General features: G+C 71.5%; 19 protein-coding genes. 4 read left to right on the top strand and 15 right to left on the bottom strand.

What is annotated here, in order from left to right; genetic code table 11:
* Nucleotides 1-9 precede the first annotated feature (9 nt).
* Together C4V41_RS65315 and C4V41_RS14590 are read right to left on the bottom strand one after the other, a co-directional pair.
* Complete coding sequence (locus C4V41_RS65315; protein WP_268808600.1) at nt 10-144, bottom strand: hypothetical protein; 135 nt, start codon at nt 142-144, stop codon at nt 10-12.
* A gap of 86 nt (nt 145-230) precedes the next feature.
* A complete protein-coding gene (locus C4V41_RS14590; protein WP_103956345.1) occupies nt 231-1,790 on the bottom strand; it encodes a hypothetical protein in 1,560 nt (519 codons plus the stop codon).
* Nucleotides 1,791-1,872: 82 nt separating this feature from the next.
* Here C4V41_RS14590 and C4V41_RS14595 point away from each other — a divergent pair, with 82 nt between their 5' ends.
* Nucleotides 1,873-3,702 (top strand): hypothetical protein, encoded by a 1,830-nt coding sequence (locus tag C4V41_RS14595; RefSeq protein WP_103956346.1) that lies wholly within the window; start codon nt 1,873-1,875, stop codon nt 3,700-3,702.
* A 14-nt stretch (nt 3,703-3,716) separates the two neighbouring features.
* Here C4V41_RS14595 and C4V41_RS14600 read toward each other — a convergent pair whose 3' ends face one another.
* Both C4V41_RS14600 and C4V41_RS14605 read right to left on the bottom strand, forming a co-directional pair.
* Complete coding sequence (locus C4V41_RS14600; protein ID WP_103956347.1) at nt 3,717-5,894, bottom strand: acyl-CoA dehydrogenase; 2,178 nt, start codon at nt 5,892-5,894, stop codon at nt 3,717-3,719.
* Nucleotides 5,895-5,958: 64 nt separating this feature from the next.
* A complete protein-coding gene (locus C4V41_RS14605; protein WP_146103659.1) occupies nt 5,959-7,095 on the bottom strand; it encodes a hypothetical protein in 1,137 nt (378 codons plus the stop codon).
* 80 nt (nt 7,096-7,175) lie between these two features.
* On the opposite strand from C4V41_RS14605, the gene C4V41_RS14610 reads away from it, so the two are divergent.
* Nucleotides 7,176-8,606, top strand: a complete 1,431-nt coding sequence (locus tag C4V41_RS14610) for an AMP-binding protein (protein ID WP_103956349.1) — start codon at nt 7,176-7,178, stop codon at nt 8,604-8,606.
* An 18-nt stretch (nt 8,607-8,624) separates the two neighbouring features.
* Entirely contained in the window at nt 8,625-9,686 is a 1,062-nt protein-coding gene (locus C4V41_RS14615; RefSeq protein ID WP_103956350.1) for a S1C family serine protease, read from the top strand.
* Nucleotide 9,687: 1 nt separating this feature from the next.
* On the opposite strand, the gene C4V41_RS14620 is transcribed toward C4V41_RS14615, so the two are convergent.
* The 5 genes from C4V41_RS14620 to C4V41_RS14640 all read right to left on the bottom strand — a co-directional run bounded on the left by C4V41_RS14620 (nt 9,688) and on the right by C4V41_RS14640 (nt 16,271).
* Complete coding sequence (locus C4V41_RS14620) at nt 9,688-10,230, bottom strand: OmpA family protein (protein WP_103956351.1); 543 nt, start codon at nt 10,228-10,230, stop codon at nt 9,688-9,690.
* Nucleotides 10,214-10,795, bottom strand: coding sequence for a hypothetical protein (locus tag C4V41_RS14625; protein WP_103956352.1), 582 nt, complete (start codon nt 10,793-10,795; stop codon nt 10,214-10,216). The genes C4V41_RS14620 and C4V41_RS14625 overlap by 17 nt, the downstream gene beginning before the upstream one ends.
* 114 nt (nt 10,796-10,909) lie before the next feature.
* Entirely contained in the window at nt 10,910-13,750 is a 2,841-nt protein-coding gene (locus tag C4V41_RS14630; protein WP_103956353.1) for an AfsR/SARP family transcriptional regulator, read from the bottom strand.
* A 51-nt stretch (nt 13,751-13,801) separates the two neighbouring features.
* Entirely contained in the window at nt 13,802-15,280 is a 1,479-nt protein-coding gene (locus C4V41_RS14635; protein WP_103956354.1) for a serine/threonine-protein kinase, read from the bottom strand.
* Between the two features lie 10 nt (nt 15,281-15,290).
* Nucleotides 15,291-16,271, bottom strand: a complete 981-nt coding sequence (locus C4V41_RS14640; protein ID WP_103956572.1) for a GlxA family transcriptional regulator — start codon at nt 16,269-16,271, stop codon at nt 15,291-15,293.
* Nucleotides 16,272-16,370: 99 nt separating this feature from the next.
* Between C4V41_RS14640 and C4V41_RS14645 the strand changes: the two genes are divergently transcribed.
* On the top strand, nt 16,371-16,778 hold the full coding sequence (locus tag C4V41_RS14645) for a hypothetical protein (RefSeq protein ID WP_103956573.1): 408 nt from the start codon (nt 16,371-16,373) through the stop codon (nt 16,776-16,778).
* On the opposite strand, the gene C4V41_RS14650 is transcribed toward C4V41_RS14645, so the two are convergent.
* From C4V41_RS14650 to dnaE, 6 genes are all read right to left on the bottom strand, one after another.
* Nucleotides 16,723-17,886, bottom strand: coding sequence for an ARPP-2 domain-containing protein (locus C4V41_RS14650; protein WP_103956355.1), 1,164 nt, complete (start codon nt 17,884-17,886; stop codon nt 16,723-16,725). The genes C4V41_RS14645 and C4V41_RS14650 overlap by 56 nt on opposite strands.
* Nucleotides 17,883-19,268, bottom strand: a complete 1,386-nt coding sequence (locus C4V41_RS14655) for a hypothetical protein (protein ID WP_103956356.1) — start codon at nt 19,266-19,268, stop codon at nt 17,883-17,885. The genes C4V41_RS14650 and C4V41_RS14655 overlap by 4 nt, the downstream gene beginning before the upstream one ends.
* A gap of 120 nt (nt 19,269-19,388) precedes the next feature.
* Nucleotides 19,389-20,006, bottom strand: coding sequence for a hypothetical protein (locus C4V41_RS14660; protein ID WP_103956357.1), 618 nt, complete (start codon nt 20,004-20,006; stop codon nt 19,389-19,391).
* Nucleotides 20,003-20,839, bottom strand: a complete 837-nt coding sequence (locus C4V41_RS14665; RefSeq protein WP_103956358.1) for a hypothetical protein — start codon at nt 20,837-20,839, stop codon at nt 20,003-20,005. Before C4V41_RS14665 ends, C4V41_RS14660 begins: the two co-directional genes overlap by 4 nt.
* 287 nt (nt 20,840-21,126) lie before the next feature.
* On the bottom strand, nt 21,127-21,468 hold the full coding sequence (locus C4V41_RS14670) for a DUF6300 family protein (protein WP_103956359.1): 342 nt from the start codon (nt 21,466-21,468) through the stop codon (nt 21,127-21,129).
* Nucleotides 21,465-25,019: a DNA polymerase III subunit alpha gene (dnaE, locus tag C4V41_RS14675; RefSeq protein ID WP_103956360.1), complete on the bottom strand. Its 3,555-nt coding sequence runs from the start codon at nt 25,017-25,019 to the stop codon at nt 21,465-21,467. Before dnaE ends, C4V41_RS14670 begins: the two co-directional genes overlap by 4 nt.
* Between the last annotated feature and the right edge of the window lie 62 nt (nt 25,020-25,081).

Genomic DNA, 25,081 nt, shown 5'->3' on the forward strand with positions numbered 1-25,081 from the left:
CGACTCGGGTTACCGCTCGCCGTAGTTGTAGAGCGGCTGGTTGACCGGCGTCGCGGTGGCACCGGTGAGGGAGACCGTCGTGACCGTCGCCACGAGTGCCGCCACGGCGATGCCGATGATCGCTGCTAAGAGGATCTTGATCACGAGGGTTCCTCCTCGAGCGGGCTAAGGTGCGGGCGTCCCCAAACTTAGAACCAATTCTTGCTACTCGGAAGTAGCTCTACGAAATCTTAATAAATCCGCTGATCAGCGGCCTGGTCCGCCCCGACGGGCCCGTCGAACCGGTACAACCGCAGGTCACCGGTATCGACCAGGGTCCTCGCGCTCCGTAGCCACACACCGAACCGCTGCCGTTCTTCACCTGTCCCCGCGTCCACTATCACGTAGCGAAAGCCAGCTCCCGCCAGATCCGGCGAGGGCCCTTCTAGTACGCGTTCTACCTCTTGGGCGCGTGGATCCTCGCTCCTGATGACCATGTCGCCGACCCGTACGGCGTCATTGGACACCACCCGCCGCCCCCCGACGGCGAAGAACCGCTGCGCCGGATCCAGCACCGGCCGGCCCCCGTTCCACGGGAAGCGCCGGTAGGACTCGAACGGCAGCACCAGCACGTCTCCGGCCGCTCGGTCGCGCGCGACGATCTCCCGCGCGGCCGTCCAGCTCTCCGGGTACGGCACCGACCCCAGCGTCCCGAGCGCCCCCCACGCCATGGTCGGCAGCACCGCCACGGGCACCAGCGCCATCGCACCCACCCACGCCCGGTCCCGCGCCACCGACTCGCACAGCAGCCCCAGCCCGAGGGCCGCGACCAGCGCCAGCGGCGCGACGAACTGCTGGGCGTCCCTGAACACCGCGAACCCGCCCCACACCTCCACGAGCCGGCCGAACGCCACCCGCCCCGGCTCACTCACCCCCACACAGGCCACGCCCAGCCCGATGCCGGCCGCCACCGCCAGCCCCTTCTTGTACGGCGCCGCCCCCCACAGGAAGGCGGCCACCCCGGCCAGCGTCAGCAGCAGCCTGGCCACCGCCCCGACCACGCTCTCGTAACCCGGCGGCACCGCGTGCGCGTTCCAGATCCCGCCCAGCGACAGCAGGCTCCCCACCGCCCCGAACGGCGTGTCTGCCCTGGCCGCGAACGCCGCCACGCCCACCGGATCGCCCGCCAGCCCCTGCGGCCGCAGCGCGGTCGGCACCAGCCACGGCAGGCTGAAGGCCGCCAGCACCAGGACGACCCGCGCGACCGCCTTCCAGCGAGGGACCGCGACGGGCAGCGCCGTGATCGCGGTGACCGTCATCGCCGCGAACCCGCCCACCGCCGCCGGCAGCACCGCCAGCGCCACCCGCCGCCCCGACCACACCGCCCGCACCACCCAGGGCAGGCCGGCGTACCCGAGGAGCAGCGCCCACTGCCCGATCAGCAGCCGCTCGGCCACGTACGGATTCCACACGTAGAAGGCCCCCGCCACCAGGCGCGGCCCCAGCGACTCCGACGGCAGCAGCAGCGCCGCCCCCGAGCACCCGAGCACGAAGATCGCCAGCAGGATCAGCTTCTGCACCAGCTCGGCGGGCAGCACCTGGGCCAGCGCGGTCACCACGGCGTCGCTCGGCACCACCCGCGCCGCCCCGCCCGCCAGCCCGAACGTGAACCGCGAGAACTCCGGATCCGGCACGAACACCAGGTCGTGCAGGAGCGTGAACCCCCAGCCCAGCGCGGGCCCGAGGGCCAGGCAGCCGAGCGCGAGCCCGAGGAGGGCGGCGGCGGTCCCTGCTCGGGCCGTGTGCGGCATCCCGCTATGACATCACAACCGGACAACGATCATTCCACCGAAGACGGTCAGGTGGTTACTCTTCGCCGGGAGGCACGGGGCGATGACGACGATGACGGCCACGGGGGCACGTCAGCGGTCACGCGGCGGCGACGCCGTGCTGGCCGCCGGCCTGGTGATGGTCGCGGTACAGCTCGTGTGGAAGTTCGAGCTGGTCAGGCAGACCTATTTCCGGCAGGACGACTTCCACTACATCATCAGGGGCCAGGAGAGCGGCTTCACGTGGGACTACCTCATGTGGGTCGACGTGGGCCACCTGCTGCCCGGGGGCTTCGGCATCTCGTGGGCGATGGCGCGCCTCGGCGGCTACAACGAGGTGCTGGCGCACACGATGACGATCGCGCTGCAGGCCGGGGCGAGCCTGGCGCTGCTGCGGCTGCTGCGGCTGCTGTTCGGGGCCCGGCCGGCGATCCTGGTGCCGCTCGGGTTCTACCTGCTGACGCCCATGACGATCCCGTCGCTGTCGTGGTGGGCGGCGGTGCTGGAGACGCTGCCGCTGCAGCTCGCGCTGCCGATGGCGCTGTCGGCCCACATCCTGTACGTGCGCGACGGGCGGCTGCGGCACGTACTGGCGGCGTGCGCCTGGACGGTGTTCGGGCTGCTGTTCTTCGTCAAGGCGGCGTTCATCCCGGTGCTGATGTTCGTCGTCACCGTGGGCTGGCTGGGGGTGTCCTGGAAGCGGCTGTGGCGGGCGTGGGCGCCGTACACGGCGATCCTGGCGGCGTACTCGGTGGTGTTCTTCACGGGGCTCTACAGCTCCGTGCAGATCAACAACGCGACGCAGACGCCGGAGCTGCCCGACCTCGGGGTGGGCGTCGAATTCGCCTGGATCCTGGGCTCGCGCGGGCTGGTCCCGACGATGCTGGGCGGGCCGTGGGCGTGGCAGCCGATCGGGGACGACTACGCCATGGCCGCCACGCCCGGCCCGCTCGCCTGGGCGGCGCTCGGGGTCGCGGCCGTCGCGGTCGCGGTCACCGTGCGGATCCGGCGGCGGGCCTGGCTCGCCTGGCTGACGTTGCTGGGCTACTTCCTGCTGGCCGACGTCGTGCCGGTGCTGCTGGGGCGGATCGAGCTGCTCGGTCCTGGGGTGCTCGGCTACGAGCTGCGCTACCTGGCCGCCACGGCCATGGTCGCCGCCATCGTGATCGGGCTGGCCGTCATCCCGATGAACGGGGAGGAGTGGCCGCGTTCGCGGTTGACGTGGGCGTGGGTGCCGCTGGCGGCGGTGTTCACGGCGGGCTCGATCTGGTCGGTGACGGCCTACGCCGACCGGCCGCTCGGCAGGACCGCCAGGAGCTACGTGGAGACGGCCAGGCTGGCGCTGTCACGCGTCCCGCCGGGCTCGCTCGTCCTGGACACGCACGTGCCGCCCACGGTCGCCGCCGCGGCCTTCTTCCACGAGTACGCCCGCCACTCCAAGCTGCTCGGCGTGCCCGACCGGAAGCCGGTGCGGTGGATGGAGCCGCTGACGGGCACCGTGCGGCACCCGCTGATGTTCGACGAACAGGGCCGCCTGCTGCCGGTGGCCATCGAGGGCACCCTGGTCCCGCAGGGCGCCACGTGCGTGCCCGTCGGCCCCAAGGAGGTCCGCTTCCCCCTCCCGAGCCCGCAGCCGGGCGGCGACTGGACGGTGCAGATCTCCTACCTGAACGGCACCGAGACCACCCTGTCCGTACGCCTCGGGCTCGGCCGCGCCACGGCGCCCGCGAGCAAGGGCCTGGGCAGGACGTTCACCCGGATCCAGGGCCAGGGCCCCGAGCTGGCCATCAGCGCGCCCGCCGGCTCCGGCGCCTGCGTCGGGGAGATCAGGATCGGCCGCCCGGTCCCGGCCAAGAACGCCGCGCCCGTCCCCCCACAGGCCGTGGGGGGATAGGCCCGGCCGATCGCCTACTTGCCCGGCTCGGGGTCTCTGGGCAGGCCGAGCATGCGCTCGGCGATGATGTTGAGCTGCACCTCGGTGGTGCCGCCGTAGATGGTCATCGCCCTGGTCGCCAGCACCGCCCGGTTCCAGTAGCCGGCGTCGCCGAGCTTCATGTCGGCGGCCACCACGGCGGCGGCGCCGAGCAGCTCGACGGCGGTCTCCGATACGTGCTGGGCGTGGGAGGTGGACAGCAGCTTGCGTACGGAGGCGTCCGCGCCCGGCTCGGACCCGGCGAGCTGCTTGAGCGTGACCCGCAGCGACAGCGCGTTGATCGAGTGCCCCTCGCAGACCACCTCGGCCACCCGCTGGGCCTCGACCGGCGTCAGCTCCCGCCCCAGCCGGCCGATCAGGCCCAGCAGGTCGCTCACGGACGCGCCGGTGCCGCCCGAGCCGGACGACAGCGAGACCCGCTCGTTGGACAGCGTGTTGCGGGCCACCTTCCAGCCCTGGCCGACCTCGCCCACGACCAGGTCGTCCGGCACGAACACGTCGTCGAGGAAGACCTCGTTGAACAGGTTCTCGCCGGTCATCTCGGTCAGCGGCTTCACCGTGACGCCTGGGGCCTTCATGTCGACCAGGAAGTACGTGATGCCCTCGTGCTTGGAGCCCTCGCTGGAGTTGCGGGCGATGCAGATGCCCCACTCGGCCACGTGGGCGACCGAGGTCCAGACCTTCTGGCCGTTGAGCCTCCAGCCGCCCTCGACGCGCTCGGCCTTCATCTGCAGCGAGGCCAGGTCGGACCCGGCGTCCGGCTCGGAGAAGAGCTGGCACCAGATCATCTCGCCGCTGAGCGTCTTGGGCAGGAAGCGTTCCTGCTGCTCGGGCGTGCCGTACGCGGCGATGGACGGCACCACCCAGGCACCGATGATCATCTGCGGCAGGCGTACCTTGGCGGCCTTGAGCTCCTGGGCGATGAGCACCTGCTCCAGCGGCCTGGCGTCGCGGCCCCACGGCTTCGGCAGGTGTGACATCACGAACCCGCGGCCGGCCAGGGCCCGCTTCTGCTCCTTGCCCTCCAGCGCGGCCATCTCCGCGACCTCGGCGCGGATCGACTCGCGCAGCTCCTCGGCGTCCTCGGGGAGGTCGATCTCCATCTCACGGGCCACGCCCCGCAGGGAGAGCGCGGCCACGGTGGCGGCCCACTCGCCCGACGAGCCGAGCAGGGCGCGCAAGGTGAGCGCGCGGCGGTAGTAGAGGTGGACGTCGTGCTCGAAGGTGTAGCCGATGCCGCCGAAGGTCTGGATCGCGTCCTTCGCGCACCGCACGGCGCCGTCGGGGGCCATCACCCCGGCCACGGCGGCGGCGAACTCCAGCTCTTCACCCTCCGCGCGGGTGGCGTCCCAGACCGTGGCCCTGGCCTGCTCCAGCGCGACCAGCATGCGGGAGAGCTTGTGCTTGATGCCCTGGAACTGGCCGATCGGGCGGCCGAACTGGACGCGTACCTTGGCGTAGCCGGCCGCGGCCGTGACGCACCACGAGGCCAGGCCCGCCGCCTCGGCGCCGAGCACGATCGCGGCGAGGTGGCGCACGTCGGAGCTCTCGACGCCGCCCAGGATGCCCTCGGCGGGAACGGTCACCTCCGACAGCTCCACCTTGGCCACCGGCCTGGTCACGTCGAGCGACCTGATCTCGGTGACGGTGGCGGCGGAGGCGTCGATGAGGATCCACTCCTCGCCCTCGTCCGTGGCCACCGGCAGCACCAGCACATCGGCCAGCGAGCCGCCCAGCACGGGCTCGGCCGTGCCGGAGACGACCAGCGAGCCGTCCTCGGTGCGAGTGCCGCGCAGCGCCCCGGTCAGCGCGACGGCCCCGGTGAGGGTGCCGTCGGCGAGCGACTCCAGGTGCTCGGGGCGCTTGGAGGCGTTGATCACCGCACTGGCCAGCACGGTGGGCACGTAGGGCCCCGGGGCCATGCGCTCGGCCAGCGCCTCGACGGCCACGGCCGCCTCCAGCAGCCCGTAGCCGGAACCGCCGTACTCCTCGGGCAGGTGCAGGCCGAGCAGCCCCTGCTCGGCGAGGCCCGGCCAGAACGGGGGGCGCCCGTCGGCCCCGGCGCGCAGCAGCTCCGAGGGGATGTTCCGCTCCGCCCAGCCGCTCACCGACTCGTGGAGTGCCTCGTGCTCCTCGCTCAACCCGATCGCCATGTGTTCATCCTCCAGCCAGGTCCAGGTCTATGCCCAGAACCATATTCTAGAGCATGCTTCTGGCCTAGAGCGGACGAACCTGCGCGGCGATGGTGTTCAGGTCGCGCCAGCGCTGCTTGTTCGACTCGGGAATAGAGCCCAGCAGCATCGCCGGCTTCGTCTTGCCCACCTCGACGACGGTCACCACGGCCTGGGCCTCCTGCTCCTTGCCGCCCAGGATGTAGGTGACCTTGTAGGCGAGCGTCCAGCCCTTGCCGACCGGGATCTTCTTGGAGGCGTTCCACGCGTCGAGCTTGGCGCCCGCGGGATACTGCGTGCGGATCGACCAGCGGGCGGCCTCGGCGGCGAGCGCGCGGTAGTCGGCGTTCGTGGAGGGCTTCTTCTCCGGCGACTCACCCGGGTACATGGCCGAGGCGATCACGGTGTGCGGGGCCGCCACCTTCCCGATGCGCTGCGCGATCGAGAACGGCGGGAACGACTTGGCCTTCCACGGCGAGGCCAGCCTCGGGTAGGTGATGCCGACGGACTTGTCGGTGATCAGGCCGGTGACCACGGACGCCGTGCCGGACAACTGGGCGTACGCCTTGCTCGCCGGCACCGGCGGCAGCACGACCGGGCTCACCGTGGGGGTCGCGCTGGCCGACGGCGAGGGGGTGGCGGTGGTGGGCACGGGGGCGACGCGGACGACCTGCTCGCCCTCCGGTTGGTTGGTGGGCACGTCACCGGAGAAGACCACGAAGATCAGCACGACGGCCAGGACGGTCGCCAGGATGGCGCCGAGCAGGTAGACGGCCTTGATCGGGATGTCGCCGAGACCGCGCGACGGGGGCTTGGCGGGGAGCGGCGCCATGGGCTGCGGGCCGGGCTGCGCGAACGGCTGCGCGGCGGGCCGGTGCGCCTGCCCCCCGACCGGGCCCGGGCCCGGTGCCGGCCGTGGCGGCGGCCACACGGGGGTCCCGGCCGGAACCGGCAGCCCACCCTGAGGCGGGGTCTGTGCGGGGGCCTGGTTCTGCGGCGGGGTCTGGTTCTGAGGCGGGGTCTGCGTGGGGGCCTGGTTCTGACCTGCGGGCCTTATCGGGCTGGACGGACCTGGCGCCGGAGGCTTGGCGATCCGGATCGTCTCCTCCGCGGGCAGGACGATCTTGCGGAACGGTGTCGTGGGTGAGTCATACGCAGGTCGCTCGTCGCCGTCATCCGCCATGGCCTTCAGGTTACGTCACCGCGGAGGAGGATAATTCCCCTATTCCCCCTGCAGAATCTAATTCTGTATGGTCGGCGGACATGAGGGGTTTCTACGAGATCGCCGCCGACGACCCTGAACGCCCCGCCCTCCTCGGTGACGAGGGCACTACCTACGGAGAGCTGCTCGCCCTGGCGAACCGCGCCTCCAACGGCCTGACCTCACGCGGAACCGCCCCGGGCGACTGCGTGGTGACCGTGCTGAGGAACGGGCTCGACGCCCTGACGATGATGCTGGCGACGTACCAGATCGGGGCCTATCTCGTTCCGGTCAACTGGCACTTCACGGCCGAGGAGATCGACTACATCGTGGCCGACTGCGGGGCCGGGGTGACGATCTCGCCGGGGACCCTCACGGTCGGCGAGCTCGTGGCGGGGCAGCCGGACACCGCCCCCGCCCACCGCCGGGCCGGGTCCATGATGCTCTACACCTCGGGCACCACCGGACGGCCCAAGGGGGTGCGGCGGCGGCTGCTGGACCTGACGCCGGAGGAGCTGTACCCGATCCTGATGCGCAAGAGCTGGCGGCACTTCGGGCTGCCGATGGGCGGCGTGCACCTGGTGTGCTCGCAGCTCTACCACTCGGCGCCGTACGGGCAGGCGATGATGGCGCTGCAGCTCGGGCACACGATCGTGGCGCCCGAGCGGTTCGAGGCGGCGGCCGCGCTGGAGCTGGTCGAGCGCCATCGGGTGACGAACGCGTTCATGGTGCCCACGATGTTCCACCGGCTGCTGGCGGTGCCGGAGCGGGCGTCGTACGACCTGTCGTCCCTCACCCACCTCTACCACGGGGCCGCGCCCTGCCCGCCGGCCACCAAGCAGGCCATGATCGACTGGCTGGGCCCCGTGGTGTGGGAGTACTACGGCTCCACGGAGGCGGCCGTGGCGACCATGGTGTCGTCGGAGGAGTGGCTGGCCAGGCCGGGCACGGTCGGCAAGGCCCTGGACGGGATGACGTTCACGATCGTCGGGGAGGACGGCAGGGAGGCCGCGCCCGGCGAGCCCGGGCTGGTCTACATCGGCGGGATCAACCGCTTCGAGTACCACGGCGACCCGGACAAGACGGCGGCCTCCATGCGCGGCCAGGACTACACGCCCGGCGACATCGGCTACCTCGACGACGACGGCTACCTGTTCCTGCTGGACCGGCGGACCGACCTGATCATCTCCGGCGGGGTCAACATCTATCCGGCCGAGATCGAGGCGGCGCTGCTGGAACACCCGTCGGTGGCCGACGTGGCGGTGATCGGGGTCCCCGATCCCGAATGGGGACACAAGGTCGTGGCCCTCGTCCAGCCGGTGACCGGGATCCCGGGCGGTGACGAGCTCACGGCCGAGCTGCTGCGGCACTGCGCGCCCCGGCTGGCCCGGCTCAAGCATCCACGGGTGATCGAGTACCGGGAGTCGCTGCCCCGAACACCGACGGGGAAGCTCAGCAGGCGGAACGTCCGGGAGGCGTATCTTTCCCGCTGAGCTGGGCAGGAGCCCCCCATGAGGGAGCTCGCCGCAGGTCTGGCCGCCGCCGTCGTACTGATCGCCGCCTGCGGGCCGCCTCCCCCCGCGACCCGGAGCACCGCCACGCCGTCGTCGGCCCGGCCCACGCCGTCTCCGACGGCCTCCCTGCACTCGCTGGAGGCGGCGTACGAGCGGGTCATCACGAACGTCCTGCCGTCCATCGTGCAGATCACCACCAAGGTCGGCCTCGGCTCCGGCATCGTCTTCGACTCCAGCGGCCACATCGTCACCAACGCCCACGTGGTCGGCCAGGCCAAACAGATGAACGTGACGATCGCCACGGGCGGCGCCGCGCGGTCGGCCAGGCTGGTCAAGTCCTTCGCCGCCGGCGACCTGGCGGTGATCAAGGTGGACAAGCCCGACGGGCTGCGGCCGGCGAAGTTCGGCGACTCCGCCAAGCTGCGCGTGGGGCAGATCGTGCTCGCCATGGGCAACCCGCTGGGCCTGTCGGGCAGCGTCACGAACGGCATCGTCTCGGCTCTGGGCCGCACGGTCACCGAGCCGCAGAACCCCGGCTCGCCGGGCGCCACCATCGCCGGGGCCATCCAGACCTCGGCCGCGATCAACCCGGGCAACAGCGGCGGCGCGCTCGTGGACCTGTCGGGCCAGGTGATCGGCATTCCGACGCTCGCGGCCACGGACCCGGAGCTGGGCGGCGGCGCCGCGCCGGGCATCGGCTTCGCGATCCCGAGCAACACGGCGACCGACATCGCCGCCCAGATCGTCAAATACGGCAAGGTCACCAACACCCACCGGGCCGCGCTCGGCATCCGGGGCAGCACGGTCGTCGGCTCGGACGGTCAGCCCAGCGGGGTCGCGGTGGCCACGATCGAGCCGGGTGGGGCCGCGCAGAAGGCCGGCATCGAGGCCGGCGACACGATCGTCTCGATCAACGGCAAGGAGACGCCCACGATGGCGCAGCTCGCGGAGTTGCTCACGACCCTGCGGCCCGGCGCCCGGGTCAAGGTGGGCGTGACCCGGCCGGACGACACCCAGGAGACCGTCAACGTCACGCTGGGCCAGTTGCCGGGCGAGTGAGTCACTGCCTGGCGGTGAAGACGATCTCTACGCGACGGTTCTTGGCGCGGTTCTTCGCCACGGGCTTGCCGTCGATCAGGTTGGGCAGTTTGGGCCGGGTCTCGCCGTACCCCTGAGCCTGGAGGGTGACGCCCGCGCCGGCCAGGTGGCCGCGCATGACGGCCTCCACGGCCTGCGCCCGCCGCCGCGACAACGTCACGTTGTACGCGTCCGCGCCCTGGTCGTCCGTGTGCCCCTCGATCCTGACGACGCCGCCCGCGCTCTCGGCCTCGACCCTGCCGGCCACCTTCGCCAGCCGCTGCCTGGCCTTGGCGTTCAGCGTCCACTTGTCCAGCGCGAACAGCACGTCGCTGGTCACCGACACCGTCACCTCCCGGCCCTGCTTGGACTCGCTCTCCGTGCCGTCCATCGACTCGATCTCGCCGACGATGTCCTCGACGGGCAGCACCAGGTCCTCGATCGCGCCGTTGGCGTCGGCCGGCACGCTGGGCTGCGGCGTCGGTGACAGGACGAGGACCAGGGCGGCGCTAAGAGATCGGAACATCGGTGATCACGCCGATCATGGGCATCTCGATGTTGAGCTTCGTGACGTCCGCGGGCGGGGCCGCGAACACCGCGTACAGGGTGGACGCCTCGTCCTTCTCCAGGAACTGGCCCTGGGTGCCCGAGCACACGCACTCCGCGTCCTCGCCGGTGCCGTTGCGGGCCGTACGGTAGCGCTTGGCGTTGACCGGGTCGATCAGCGAGACGGCCGAGACGGTGAAGTCGAGCGGCGCCGTGCCCATGCCGTTGTGCACGTTGACCTTGCCGTCGGTGGCGGTGATCGTCCAGTTGAGGGTGAGGGTCTTGCCCTGGCGCTTGAGCGCGGTGATGTCCGCCCGGGCCTTGCCGTACATGTCGCCCGCGCCGACGCTGGCCTCGCGGGTGGCGATCACGCTGTCGGGCTGGGCCGTCTGCTGGGGTGCCCGTTCGGGGGTGGCGGACGTGACCTGCTCCGGCGTGGCGGCCGGCGGCTGCTGCTCCTCGCCACCGCCGCCCTGCTGACCGGGGAGCACGCCGCAGCCTGCCAGCGCGACGGCCGCGACAGCCAGCGCGATCGTCTTTCGCATGATGTGTTCACCTTCGTCGTCGGGGTTGTGCCCTCACCGTAGGGAAGCGACCTTCAGGATCCGCATAGTCCCCACCCAGGGCCGTCAAACCCTCCCATAGTTCGCTTTAGGGTCTCAACCGGTCGCTTGGCGTATCGACCGGGCCTGTGCGGCATTTCTGTGGTCCCCGTACGAGGTGAACGTCTCCAGCGCCGCCCGCGCGGCCGCCGCGGCGGCCTCTTGGTTCCCTTCCGCCTGGGCGATCTCGGCCAGGACGAGCTGCGCGACCGCCTCGGGCAGCCGGTCGCCGAGCCGCCGGTTGACCTTCAACCGCCGCTCCGCGCAGTCGCGCGCCTGGGGGTGACGGCCGGCGGCGAGGTGCAGCCTGGCCAGGTCGAGCAGCGCCTCCGCCTCACCCCGGGGGTCACCCAGCTCCTGGTACGCCGCCAGGCTCTCCACCAGGGCGCCCTCGTCCCCGCGCGCCGCGCCGAGCGCCCGTAAGGCGTCCGCCCGGCCACGGCGGTCCCCGGCCTCCTCGAACACCCGCAGGGCCCGCAGGAACGCCCGCTCGGCCGCTCTCGTGTCCGCCTCGACCAGGCCGAGCCGGAGCGTGACGCGGGCCAGCTCCAGCCCTTCCACCAGCGGCTGAGCCGCCCGCAGCGCCGCGGCGGCGGCCTCTGTGCGGCCTTCCGCCCGGTGCAGGTCGGCCAGGCCGCGCAGCAGGAGCGCCTCGCCGTGCCGGTGACCCGCCGCCCTGGCCGCGTCGAGTCCGGTGGCGGTGGTCGCGTGCCAGTCGTCGTGGTGGGCGCCCAGCTCGAACAGCGGGACCAGGTAGAAGGCCAGCCGCCACGCGGGCTCGTACAGGCCGGCGCGGAAGAAGTCCTCGACACTCGCCACCAGGAACCGGCGCTCGGCACTCAGCCACCGAGCCTCCTGCCGCAACCACCCGGTCTCCAGCCCCGAACCGGGGTATCCCGGCAGACTCGAACCCGGGTGGCCCTGCACAGGGACCCCTTCCAGGCTGAGGGCCGGGTGGCCTGGCAGGTGGGCCTCGGTGCGGCCGGTGCCGGGTTCGGCGGGGAGCAGGGACTCCCTGGCCTGCCTGGTCCGCTCCAGGATCGCGCCCGCCCTGACCGCCAGCACGCGGGCCGGGCCGCCGTCCTCGTCCCGCAGGCGTTCGGCGGCGTACAGCCTGGTCAGGTCGTGCCAGCCGTACCGCTCCTGGCCCGCCTCGTCCAGGCCGCGCGACTGCAGGAGCCCGGCCTCGGCCAGCGGCTCCAGGTCCGCGCCGAACACCCAGGGCGCGAAGTCGGGAGCGGACAGAGCGCCGAGCTCGCGCAGAAGCCGCCGCTCCGGATCGGGCAGGCCGCGGTAGCCGAGCCCGAGGCTGCCTCGCACGGCCAGGTCGCCCGCGCTGAGCTCGTCGAGCCTGCGCCGCTCGTCGCTCAGCCGGCCCGCCAGGTGGTCGAGCGTCCAGCCCGGCTTCCTGGCCAGCCGGGACCCGGCGATCCGCAGGGCCAGCGGCAGGTGGCCGCAGAGCCGGACGATGCGCAGGGCGGCCTCCGGCTCGGCGGCCGTCCGCTCGGGTCCCGCCACGCCGCCGAGCAGGGCGACGGCCTCGTCCTCGCCGAGCACCCCCAGCTCGTACGCCCGCGCCGCCTCCAGCCCTGCCAGCGACGACCGGCTCGTCACCAGGGTCACGCTGCCCGGCCCCGTGGGCAGGAGCGGGCGCACCTGGGCCTCGTCGGCGGCGTCGTCCAGCACGACGAGGAGCCGCTTGCGGGCCGTCATGCTCCGGTAGAGGCGTACCCGCTCGTCCAGGACCGGCGGCACCGCACGGTCCGGGCAGCCGAGCGAGCGAAGCAGGTCTTCGAGCACGGCACTCGGCGGGCGGGCACCGAGGACGGCGTAGAGCCGGCCGTCCGGCGGTTCCAGGCGGGTGGCGGCATGCACGGCGACGGCCGACTTCCCGCAACCGGGCGGGCCGTGCAGGACCAGGTGCACGGGGGCGGAGGCGTTCTCGTCGACCGCCCGCGCGATCCAGTCGAGCACGGCCCGCCGCCCGGCAAAATCCGAAATATCCGGCGGCAACGCATCCACCGGCGCCCACAACCCCGGCCCGCCCAGCGATACCCCGTCCGCCGGGAACCCCCGACCGACCGGCGGCACCCCGTCCGCCGCGAACCCCGGGCCGATCGGTGGCGCGGCGTCGGCCGGGAATCCCCAGCCGGCCTGCGGATACCCGGCCGCTGTGACCGGGGGCGGGTCCTCGGACAGGACGCGCTGGTGGGCGGCGGTCAGTTCGGTGCCTGGTTCCAGGCCCAGTTCCTCGACCAGGGTGCGCCGGGCGTCCTGGTAGGCGCTCAGGGCCTCCGATCGGCGGCCCGCCTGGTGCAGGGCCTCGATGAGGTGGACCCAGGCACGTTCGCGTAGCGGGTGTGCGCCGACCAGCGCCCGCAGCTCTCCGACCACCTCCGCGCCCCGGCCCAGCCGCAGGTCCAGTCGTATCCGTTCCTCCAGCGCGGTCAGGCGCAGTTCCTCCAGCGGTACGCCGTGCGCCCGCCGCAGCGCCGACGACTCCACGTCGGCCAGTGCCGAGCCCCGCCACAGAGCCAGCGCCGCCGTGTACCCGCCGGCCGCTTCCACCACCTGCCCCGCCGCCCGCAGCCGCCGGGCCTCGGTGACCAGCCGCTCGAAGCGGTGGCAGTCCACGTCATCTCGCCCGACGTCGAGCAGGTAGCCGCCGGGCACCGTACGGATGCCGTCCACGAGCTTGCGCAGCGCGCTGACGTACACCCTGAGCACCGACTCGGCCGACGCCGGTGGCCGGTCGTCCCAGACCACGGACATCAGCCGCTCGACCGGCACCTGCTCCCGCGCGGACAGCAGCAGCGCCGCCAGCAGCGCCCGGTGCTTGGCCGGTCCGGGAGCCTGGCCGCCGTCGATCCGCAGCGGCCCGAGCACCCCGAACCGCACCGGGCCCGCATGTGCCGGGCCCTCGGGGGCCGGTTCCTCCTGGCGCACGTGTCAGCCGCCGGTCGCCGGTCTGGCGGCGAAGGAGTCGAAGCGGACGCGGACGGACCCGGTGGCGGCGGAGGCCGCGTGGACGCCGGCCTCGTCAGGGCCGTACGGGGCGTCGGCGTCGGAGACGTCCGCGACCAGGCGTCCGTTCAGCCACATGCGCAACGTCACCTTGCTCCCGCTCTGGCCGCACTCCGCCACGATGCGGTTGGTGGCCATACTCTGCGCGTTCGCCGGACCGTACAGGACCGTGCCCTGGGTGCCCGTGCGGCGCTTGACGATCGTGACCTCGCCCGCGCCGCTCACCCCGAACTCGTAGCGATCTCCTGAGCCCGCCGAGCCGTGGCACCACACACCGTACTGCCCGTCGCCCTCCTCCAGGGTGGCCTTCGCGCTGACGATCACCCCGCCGTCCGGCTCCCGTACGGGGGCCGACTTCCACAACCGCCAGCCCCGCTTGACGGTGAGCTCGTAACCGGTGCCCGTCACCCGCGCGTTCCCGCCACCGGACGCGCCGTCCGCCCACGAGCCGAACCCCGCCTCGTACGGCCACGCCTGCCGCCAGAGCGCCGGCACGGCGGCGGACACCATGAGAGCGACGATCCCCACGGCGGCGACCCACGGCCACCGCCGGCGGCGCCGCACGACGGGAGAAGGCCGGCCCGTCCACGTGCGTTCCACCACTTCGGTGGCCGTGGCCAGGCGGGTGCCGCCGACCAGGTCAGCGAGCAGTTGCTGGGCCGTCGGCCGCCGGCGCGGGTCTTTGGCCAGCGCCCGCCCCACCAGCTCCCTGATCCCCTCGTCCAGCCCGTCGAGCCGGGGCTCCTCGTGCACGATCCGGTACAGCGCCTCGGAGGACCCTTGCCCGAACGGCAGCCGCCCCGTCCCCGCGAACGCGATCAGCGCGCCCCAGGCGAACACGTCGGCCGCGGGCGTGAGCGGTTCCCCCGTCACCTGTTCCGGCGCCATGAAGGCGGGCGTTCCGAGGATCGCCTGGCTGGCCAGGCCGTCGTTCGCGACGATCTGCGCGATCCCGAAGTCGATCACCCGCGGCCCGAGCGGCGAGAGCAGCACGTTGGAGGGCTTCAGGTCGCGGTGGATCACCCCGGCTCCGTGGATGGCGCTGAGCGCGGTCGCGATGCCCACCGCCAGCGCCTCCAGGTTCCCGCCCGACAAGGGGCCCTGCTCGTGGACGGCCTGTGCCAGGTCGGGGCCCTTGACATATTCGGTGACGAGGTAGGCCATCTCGCCGTCGATCCCGGCGTCCAGGACGGGCGCGGTGCAGAACCGGGCCACCCGCCGGGCCGCCGCAACCTCCCGGTCGAAGCGCCGCCGGAACGCCGGGTCACGGGCCAGCGCCGGATGGATGAGCTTGACCGCCGCCAGGCCGCCGGTGGGCGTGGTGGCGAGGTGCACCTCGCCCATGCCGCCCCGGCCGAGCAGGCGCCGCAGCGCGTACCCGCCTATGACCCGGTCACCGTTCATCGGAGACACATTAGCCAGAAACGGACATCCCAACCGGCACCTGGGTGAGGCGGTAGCGGGAGGGCGGGATGCCGTACCGGTCGAGGAACGCCTGCCGCAGCGTCTCCGCGGTGCCGAAGCCGCACCGCACCGCCACCGCCGCCATCGGCAGCGACGTCGAGGCCAGCAGGTGGGCGGCGGCCTCGGTGCGGGCCTGCCGGACGTACCGGCCGGGGGTCTGGCCCAGGTGTTTGAGGAACAGCCGGGTGAGGTGGCGTTCGCTGACGCCCGCCGCCGCGGCCAGCACCGCCGTGCTCAGGTCGTCGCGCAGGTGGGCGCCGATGTGCTCGATGGTGCGCCGGACCAGGCTGTTGGCCGGTGAGGGCGCGTCCACGAATATGCTCATCTGCGCCTGGTTGCCGGGCCTCTGCAGGTAGGTGACCAGGTTTCTGGCCACGGTCCTGGCCAGCTCGGTGCCGTTGTCCTCCTCGACGAAGGCCAGCGTGAGGTCGAGCGCGGCGGTGATGCCCGCGGAGGTGGCGACGTTGCCGTCCCTGATGAAGATCGGGTCGGGGTCCACGGTGACGTCGGGGAAGCGGCTGGCCAGCACCTGCGCCTGGTGCCAGTGCGTGGTGCAGCGCCGCCCGTCGAGCAGGCCGGCGGCGGCCAGGACGTACGCTCCCGTGCAGACCGACGCGACGCGTCTGCTCTCGCGGGCCAGCCGCCGGATGTGCCCCACGATCAGCGGGTTCGCGGCGGCGTCCTCGTGCCCGATCCCGCCCGCCACCATGAGCGTGTCGAGCGGCCCGGTGACCCGTTCCAGGGCGAGCTGGGCGTTCAGGGTCAGCGCGCTGGCGGTGGTGACGGGGTGGCCGCCGGGCGTGGCCACGCGATGTTCGTAGTAGGGCTGTGCGCCGTGCCAGTTGGCGCTCTCCAGCGTGGAGGTGATGCTCGCGATCTCCAGCAGTTCCGCCGCCTCGTACGCGACGATCACGACCCGTCTCGGCTCCATGGCCATGACTGTAGGTCCGAAGGACCAAGGACCCAAGTTTCCGGACCTTCCCGGCCCTCGATCTTGGCACGCGGAGGCGTCATGGGACACGGTTTCGGCATGACTTCGACAACCGCCAAGCCCGGTCGCCGCTGGGGCCGGTTCGCCCTCCACTACGTCGAGATGATCATCGCCATGTTCGCCGGCATGTTCGGCCTCGGCATGCTGCAGTCCGCCCTCGGCCTGGAGCTCTCCCACACCGCGCAGCCGGAGCTCTCGTACCTGCTGATGGCCTTCAACATGTCCGTGGGCATGGCCGTGTGGATGCGGATCCGCGGGCACGGCTGGGCGCCGACGCTGGAGATGTGCGCCGTGATGTTCGCGCCCGTCGTGCCGCTCTATCCGATGTTGTGGCTCGGGATCATCGACGGCGGCACGCTGATGATGGTGGCGCACGTGGCGATGTTCCCGCTCATGCTGGTGGCGATGCTGCGCCGCCTGGACGAGTACGCCGGGCACGCTCATTGACCTGCTTGCGGTAGCCGTCGAGCACGTCCTGCCGCAGCAGATGACCGAACCCCGCCTGCACCAGCCGCATCCCCAGCGCCGCCTCGCTGATCCGCAGCGTGGCGGCGCTGCCGGGCAGGCTCCAGCCGTGCTCGGCCAGCACGCTCAGCAGGTGGCCGCGCCGGGTCTGCGCCACCGACAGCCGGAACGTCTTCAGGTACGCCAGCCGCCCGTCCGCGTCGGTGATCGTCTCGCCGATGTGGTTCTCGGCCTTCCGCTCGAAGCCGGGCAGGAAGCGGCTCAGGGTGTAGCGGCCCATCCGGTAGACGTCCTCCACCTGCGCGGGCGCGCTGATCAGGCCACCGGCCATCACCGAGTCGTGGAACGCCGCCCACTCCCGCTCGTGGCGCACCGCCTGCGCCCGCAGGTCGGCCGGCGACGAGACCAGGCCGTCGTCGATCACGGCCGGGAAGTCGGCGGCCGGGTAGAACAGGGCGTAGTCGTAGATCAGCTCGCCGTACATGTCGCGGATGAGCGTCGGGTGCAGCGCCCGGTAGTCCTCCGGGTGCGGCACCACGAAGGCACTGGCCAGCGAGTCGGCGGCGTACACCAGCAGCCCGCACTGCCCCGGGTAGATCTCGAACACCTTGAGCGCGTCGTCGAGCCCGGCGATCTCGGCGCCGTAGTAGACGTCCTCGACGCGCGGCGACAGGCCGTGCGTGAACGCCTGGCGCGACCACTCCTCCCACGCGAGGTCGGGGCCGCCGAAGTGCAGCGCGAGGAAGCCCTCCACGGCCAGGTGCAGCGGCAGGAACCGCAGCCGCCTCTTGTCCACCCGCCGGGCCATCCGTCGCCGTGACCTGACGGCCATGTGCCGCAGCGGCTCACCTAGCTGGGTCCCGTACGCGGCCGCGGGGGTGTCGCCGTCGCCCCAGGTCGCGACGAAGGCGTGCGGCACGTACGCGGTGTAACACGACCTGTCCGGCAGGGACACCATGGACAGCTCGTCGCCGTACACCTTGGCGTGCAGCCGCAGGTCGTGGATGGGCTCGCGGCGCACGAGCGGCACCAGCCGCAGCCCGCCCCAGGTCTGCGCGGGCCGGGTCTCCAGCCCCGTGAAGTCGATCATCGCCGGGCCGCCCGCTCCTCCAGATACGCCCGCAGCTCCCCGAGCCCGCTCCGCCCCTCGGCGAACCTGGCCAGCTCCACCAGCGCGGGCAGGTCCTCCGCGTCGCGGATGCCGGCGGTCGGCACCACCGTGGACAGTCGCCGTACCTCCAGTTGACCGGCGTCGAAGACCGGGTTCAGGTGCACGATGCCGACCTCCCCTCCCGGGTCGAGCTTGCGCCGCCAGACGCGCAGCACCTCGGCCGCCAGCCCGGGCGGCGCGTTGTCCCAGCCGTCGGAGACGATGACGAGCAGATCGGGCCGCCCTTCGAGGGCGTCGATGACGCGCCGTCCCAGCGGCGTCGGCCCGGACGGGCGCGCCTGCAGCGGGTCGCTCCGGCCCGTCAGCCACAGGTCCCGGTACGACCCGGCCAGCGCCTCCAGCAGGTAATGGCAGGCCAGCGCGACCGCGAGCGGCCGGCGGCGCTTCACCGGCGAGCCGAACGAGGAGAAGCTGTCGTCGAGCACCGCCGCGACGCTCCCCCACGTGCCCGCCCGCGCCCCGGCCACGCGCCGGGCCGCGGCGCGCAGCGCGCCCTCCAGCTCGTCCCGCCGCCGGGTGCGTACGTCGCCGGCCAGGGACAGCACGTACGAGGCCAGCCTGACCAGCGGCAGCGCGGCCAGGTCCGCCTCGGTGTCCACGCCCCGCTCCGACGCCGACTCCGTCAGCCGCAGCCGCTCCAGCCGGGTCAGCTGGGGCGCGATGCGCTCCATGAAGATCGTCCGGTCGATGCCGTGGCGGGCCGCGAAGCCCTCGGCGACGGTGTACGGCAGCTCGTACAGGGCCTTCTTGTCGTAGTGGGCCCGCCGCCACGTCTCCAGGATCGGCGTGTCGTAGCGGGGCCGGCTGAACGGCGCGAACAGGAAGTCGGCCAGCTCGCCCGCCGGCCGCAGGTGCGCGTGCCGCACCGCCGACTTGACCGCCGAGCGATACTTCACCGCGTCGAAGGCCAGGTCGGGCCGGGCCGCGAGCCAGTCGCGGATCAGGGCCCTGGTGCGCCGGTTGTTGACGCCGTCGCGGCGCAGCCCCTGGAAGAGGCGGTAGACGCGGGGCGGGCTCATCCGGCCCAGCCGCCACGCGATCAGCCGCCCATCGCCCACGCCGCCCCGCTGCCGGAGCAGGTTGGCGATGATCATCGCCGCGTTGTGGTCGTTGATGTCGAGGGCCAGCGTCGCGGCGTACAGGTCGGGGTAGTTGCCCTGGATGTAGCTGTGCAGGAAGGCGAGGGAGAGCCGCTGCTCACCGGCCGCGCTGTGGAACTCGCGCTGGCCGGTCGAGGTGATCGCCGCGTTCGCGAAGAGCAGCACGTCTTCGCACTCGATCAGGTCGGCGTAGGTGTCCATCGGGCTCCCCGGAAGGTCTGGGACCGGCCGGGGAATGGGGGCACGAGCTGCGAACTATCGCTGTACAGGCGGATTCCGGAAGTCGTACCTGAAGTCCCGCGGCCGGTCTGATTCCGGACCCTACTCGGCGTTCCTGGCCGGCGCGACGGGATTTACGCGGGCCTTGATCTCGCCGAGCGTGACCTGGCCGGTCCTGATGTCGGAGATCAGCACGTACGCCACCAGCAGCAGCCCCAGGCACAGCACGTCGGCCGCCCACCACGGGATCTCGGCCAGCAGCAGGTAGCCCTGGCCGTCGCTCAGCGACCTGATCACCACCGTGACGACCGCCACGACCACGGTGACCATCAGCCAGCTCCGCAACCGCGGCAGGTTGCCCTCCTTCCACAGCCGGATCCGCCAGTTCACGAACACGGCCAGCACGCCGAGCAGCGCGCAGAACCCGATCAGCCACCAGGGCAGCGCGAAGGCGGTCTGCTCGGAGATCTGCTCCCGCGTGACGCGCAGCTCGGACTCGGCCTTGCGCTGGGCCTGCACGGCGGCGTCGAGCTGCCGCTTGAGCTGGGCCACGCTCTTCTCCTGCCGCTGCGGCGGCGTGGAGGGCTCCGTCGGCAACATCCGCGCCACCACGGTCAGCATGATCGCCACAAACGACAGCGCCAGCACGATGGCCATGAACAGGTCGATGAAACGCAGGTCGAGCGGCGGGGCGAACGACCTGGCGGGCCGCTTCCTCACGGCTCCCTCACGAGCGTGTACTTGTGCGGCCGGGCCTCGGCGGCGCTCAGCCGCTCGACCGCCGTGCGCAGCGCGTCCAGGCCCTTGACGAGCTCCTCGGTGCGGCCCCTGGACTGGGCCAGCTCCTGGGTGAGCCCCGCCATGGCCGGAGCCGCCTGCTTGGCGGGCAGGCGCGCGATGTAGACCAGGAACACCTCGTCCGCGGCCACCACGGACGCCCGCTCGGACCGCTCGACGAAGGCCATGGTGCCGAACGCGATCACGCTCAGGAACAGCGCGACCAGCGTGACGCCGAACGCGGAGGCCAGCTCGGGCAGGACGTACTGCTTGAGCGCGGCGATCAGCACACTCGGGTCGCCCTGGCCGTCCAGCGCGTTGGAGAACGAGTTCACCATCGCGCCCATCGTCAGCGCGGTGCCGATGAAGCCGAAGACCGGCAGCGCCCAGATGAGCGCGTGGTCGAGGTGGTGCTTGTTGGCCATCTCGCTGTCGTCCAGCGCCGAGCGGGCGCTCAGCACCGCCTCACAGTCGTTGCCGGCCTCCGCGGCCTCCTTGAACAGCTTGAGCCGCCGTCCGACCAGCGTGTCCTCGGACGGCTTCACCGCCCCGATGTTCGTCACGGCCCGCGCGGTCGCGGCACTTTCGCGCCGGATGTCCGGTACGGCCCTGACGATCCTGAGGACGGCGGTCAGGAACACCGCGATGATGAGGGTGACCACGAGCTCCGCCGCCACCGGTGCCGTGGTCGCACCCACGGACACCAGCAGCGCCTCCACCGCTCCGGCCACCATCAGCAGAGCGGACACCATCAGGCTCACCACGGGTGCGAACACCGAGTGACGCCAGTCGTACCTTGACACCCTTCAACCCCACTCCGGCACACATTAAGTCAAAGCAACACCTAAGCACACGTATAGCAGTGTGTGGTGGCGGAGTGCCAATCTGTGACTTAGTCGCACTTCTGGGTGGAGACCCGCTTGGTTGGCCGACACGTCCGCGATGGGCAGCGGCGGGGCGACCGTCTCCGGCGGGACGACGGGCTTCGTGGCCAGGGTTCGGACGGCCGGTGGCGATCCGATCGAGCAGCCGGACAGGACGAGCAGGGCCGCGCACCACAGGGCTAACGCTCGCCCAGAGTCCACCGTTCGACCTCGTCCTTCAGCGCCCGTTCGTCCAGCGCCGGGATGACCACGCCGGCCGTCCACGCCACCAGCAGCCGGACGAACTCCTCGTCCGTGTCGTCCGCCCGCCCGTGGACGTGGAACCACGTGATCAGCGCCGCCGCGTGCGGCCGGTCGGCGTCGCAGGACCCGCACAGCACCACGCCGCTGTAGCCCTCCACCCGCCCGCCCGTCGCGTTCTCCCAGCCGTGCGGCACGCGCGCCCACAGCAGGGACGCGCCGCCGCAGCGGGGACAGTCGGGCGGCGCGGCCTCGGTGACGACCTCGATCCGACGGTTCACAGCGACAGGGATTCCGGCCCGAGCAGCGCCTTGATGTCGGCGGCGAAGCTGGGCTCGGCGTTGACCGACCACTCCGGCAGCGCCATCACCATGACCTTGCCGGCCGGCCGCCGCAGGTTGACGTGCAGCGGCACCCGGCCCTGGTGCAGTTTCAGCACCTGGCGCAGCTCCTCCAGCAGGGTCGGGGTGATGCGCTCCTCCCGCAGGAGCAGCGTGATCGGCGCCCCTGACTCGCTGTTGACGCCGGACACGTCGATGGGGGTGAGCTCCTGGGCGAAGACCGAGATGGCGCCGTCGCGGTTGTTGATCTGGCCGCCGACCGAGACCACGATGTCGGGCCGCAGCTCGGGCCCGTACAGCTCGTAGTTGCGCGGGAAGAACAGGCACTCGACGGCGGCGTCCATGTCCTCGACCGTGAGGATGGCCCACGTGTTGCCCGCCTTGTTGACCCGCCGGTCGACCTTGGTGACCAGGCCGGCCACCCGGACGTCGCCGCGGTCGTCGCGGCCGCTGTCCAGGAGGTCGACGATCGTGGTGTCGCGGTTTCTGGCCAGCAGCCGCTCGGTGCCGGCCAGCGGGTGGTCGGACACGTAGAGGCCGAGCATCTCGCGCTCGAAGTCGAGCTTGGTCTTCTTGTCCCACTCGCCTTCGGGGATGGCGATGGAGAACACCTCGTCGTCGCCGTCGTCGGCGAGGCCGCCGAACAGGGAGTCCTGGCCGTGCGCCTCGTTCTTCTTGATGTCGATCACCGACTCGACCGCCTGCTCGTGGATCATCAGCAGGCCCTTGCGGGGGTGTTCGAGCGAGTCGTACGCGCCCGCCTTGATCAACGATTCGATGACCCTCTTGTTGCAGGCGGTCAGCGGCACCTTGCCGAGGAAGTCGTTGAAGTCGGTGAACTTGCCCTTCTCGGTGCGGGCCTTGACGATGCCCTCGACGACGTTCTCACCGACGTTACGGACCGCGCCCATGCCGAAGCGCACCTGGGTGTCACCGACGGCGACGAAGTCGAGCTGGGAGTCGTTGACGTCCGGCGGCAGGACCTGGATGCCCATCTTGCGGCATTCGGCCAGGTAGACGGCCGCCTTGTCCTTGTCGTCACCCACCGAGGTGAGCAGCGCGGCCATGTACTCGGCGGGGTAGTTGGCCTTCAGGTGGGCGGTCCAGTAGGCGACCAGTCCGTAGCCGGCGGTGTGGGACTTGTTGAACGCGTAGCCGGAGAAGGGCAGCATGACGTCCCACAGCGCCTGGATCGCCTCGTCCGAGTAGCCGTTGCCGCGCATGCCGGCCTGGAAGTTCGCGAACTCGGCGTCCAGGATCTCCTTCTTCTTCTTACCCATGGCCCGGCGCAGCAGGTCGGCGCCGCCGAGGGTGTAGCCAGCCAGCTCACGGGCGACGGCCATGATCTGCTCCTGGTAGACGAGCAGATGGAAGGTGGGACCGAGGATCGGTTCGAGCGCCTCCTTGAGCTCCGGGTGGATCGGCTCGATGTCCTGGCGGCCGTTCTTGCGGTGGGCGTAGTTGGTGTGCGCGTTGGCCGCCATCGGGCCGGGCCGGTAGAGGGCGAGCACGGCGGCGATGTCCTCGAACCGGGTCGGCTCCATCAGCTTCAGCAGCGACCGCATGGGGCCGCCGTCGAGCTGGAACACGCCGAGCGTGTCGCCGCGGGCCAGGAGCTGGTAGGTCTTGGCGTCATCGAGCGGCATCGTCAGGGTGTCGAGCTCGATGCCCCGGTTCTGCTTGATGATCTTGATGGCGTGGTCGATGATGCCCAGGTTTCGCAGACCCAGGAAGTCCATCTTGACCAGGCCCATGTCCTCGCACGACGGGTAGTCGAACCCGGTGATCACCACGCCGTCCTTGTCCCGCCTGTGCATCGGGATGAGGTCGAGCAGCGGCGTCGAGGACAGGATGACGGCGGCCGCGTGCACGCCGGTGCCGCGGATCAGGCCCTCGATGCCGCGGCCGGTGTCGATGACCTTGCGCACGTCGGGGTCGTTGTCGTAGAGGGCGCGCAGTTCGGTGCCCTCGTTGTAGCGGGCGTGGTTCTCGTTGAACAGGTCGGCGAGGGGGACGCCCTTGCCCATGACGTCCGGCGGCATCGCCTTGGTGATCTTGTCGCCCATGGCGAACGGGTAGCCGAGGATCCGGCTCGCGTCCTTCACGGCGGCCTTGGCCTTGATCGTGCCGAACGTGTTGACCTGCGCGGTGTACTCGCTGCCGTATTTCTGGGTGACGTAGGCCACCATGCGGTCGCGCTGGCGGTCGTCGAAGTCGAGGTCGACGTCAGGGGGGTTGATGCGCTCGGGGTTGAGGAACCGCTCGAACAGCAGGCCGTGCTCCAGCGGGTCGAGCTCGGTGATGCGGGTGGCGTAGGCCACGATGCTGCCGGTGGCGCTACCACGGCCGGGGCCGACCGCGATGCCGTTGTCGCGGGCGTATTTGCAGATGTCGGCCACCACGAGGAAGTAGGAGGAGAAGCCCATCGGGCCGATGACCTTCATCTCGGTCTCGTAGCGCTCCAGCACCTCCTCGGGGATCGGGCTGCCGTAGCGCATCTCCAGGCCGCGCTCGCACTCCTTGCGCAGCCAGGACTCCTGCGTCTCCCCCTCGGGCACGTCGGGGTAGTCGGGCATCCGGTCCACCTGGGCGAACACGTCGCCGTAGTCGCCGATCATCTCGGCCACGAGCAGCGTGTTGTCGCACCCCTCCGGCAGCTCGGGGAACAGGGCGTACATCTCTTCGGCCGGCTTGAGGTAGTAGCCGGAGCCGTTGAACCGGAACCGGTTCGGGTCGTCCTTGTTCTTGCCCACGCCGACGCACAGGAGGCTGTCGTGGGCGTCGGCCTGGTCTTCGGTGACGTAGTGGGAGTCGTTGGTGACCAGCAGCGGGATGTTGAGCTGCTTGGACAGCCGCAGCAGGTCGGCCCGGACCTCCTGCTCGATGCTGATGCCGTGGTCCATCAGCTCGAGGAAGTAGTTTTCCTTGCCGAAGATCTCCTGGTATTCGCCGGCGATCCGGACCGCCTCGTCGTACTGGCCGAGCCGGATCCGGGTCTGCACCGCGCCGGACGGGCAGCCGGTCGTGGCCACGATGCCGGAGGCGTACTGCGAGACCAGGTCCTGGTCCATGCGCGGCTTGGAGTAGTAGCCCTCGAACGAGGCCAGGGACGACAGCCGGAACAGGTTGCGCAGGCCGTCGGCGTCCTTGGCCCACATCGTCATATGGGTGAACCGGCCGCCGCCGGAGACGTCCTTGCCGCCCTCGCCGTCCGCCACGCCGGTCTCGGCCCGCTGGCCCCAGAACACCGGTTTCTTCACGAACCGGTTCTCGGGCGCCACGTATGCCTCGATGCCGATGATCGGCTTGACCGGGGAGCCCGACGCGACCTTCTGGAACTCGTACGCACCGAACATGTTGCCGTGGTCGCTCATGGCGATCGCCGGCATCTCCAGCCGCTCGGCCTCCTTGAACAGCGGCTTCAGCTTCGCCGCGCCGTCAAGCATGCTGTATTCGGTGTGCACGTGCAGGTGCACGAAGGACTTGCTCACCCGGTCCCCTAACGTTCGCCCCGGCCAGACTTGCCCCATGAGCCTATTCCGTCTCATGGGGC

Source organism: Nonomuraea solani (genome assembly GCF_900108335.1).
GTDB classification, from domain to species: Bacteria; Actinomycetota; Actinomycetes; order Streptosporangiales; family Streptosporangiaceae; genus Nonomuraea; species Nonomuraea solani.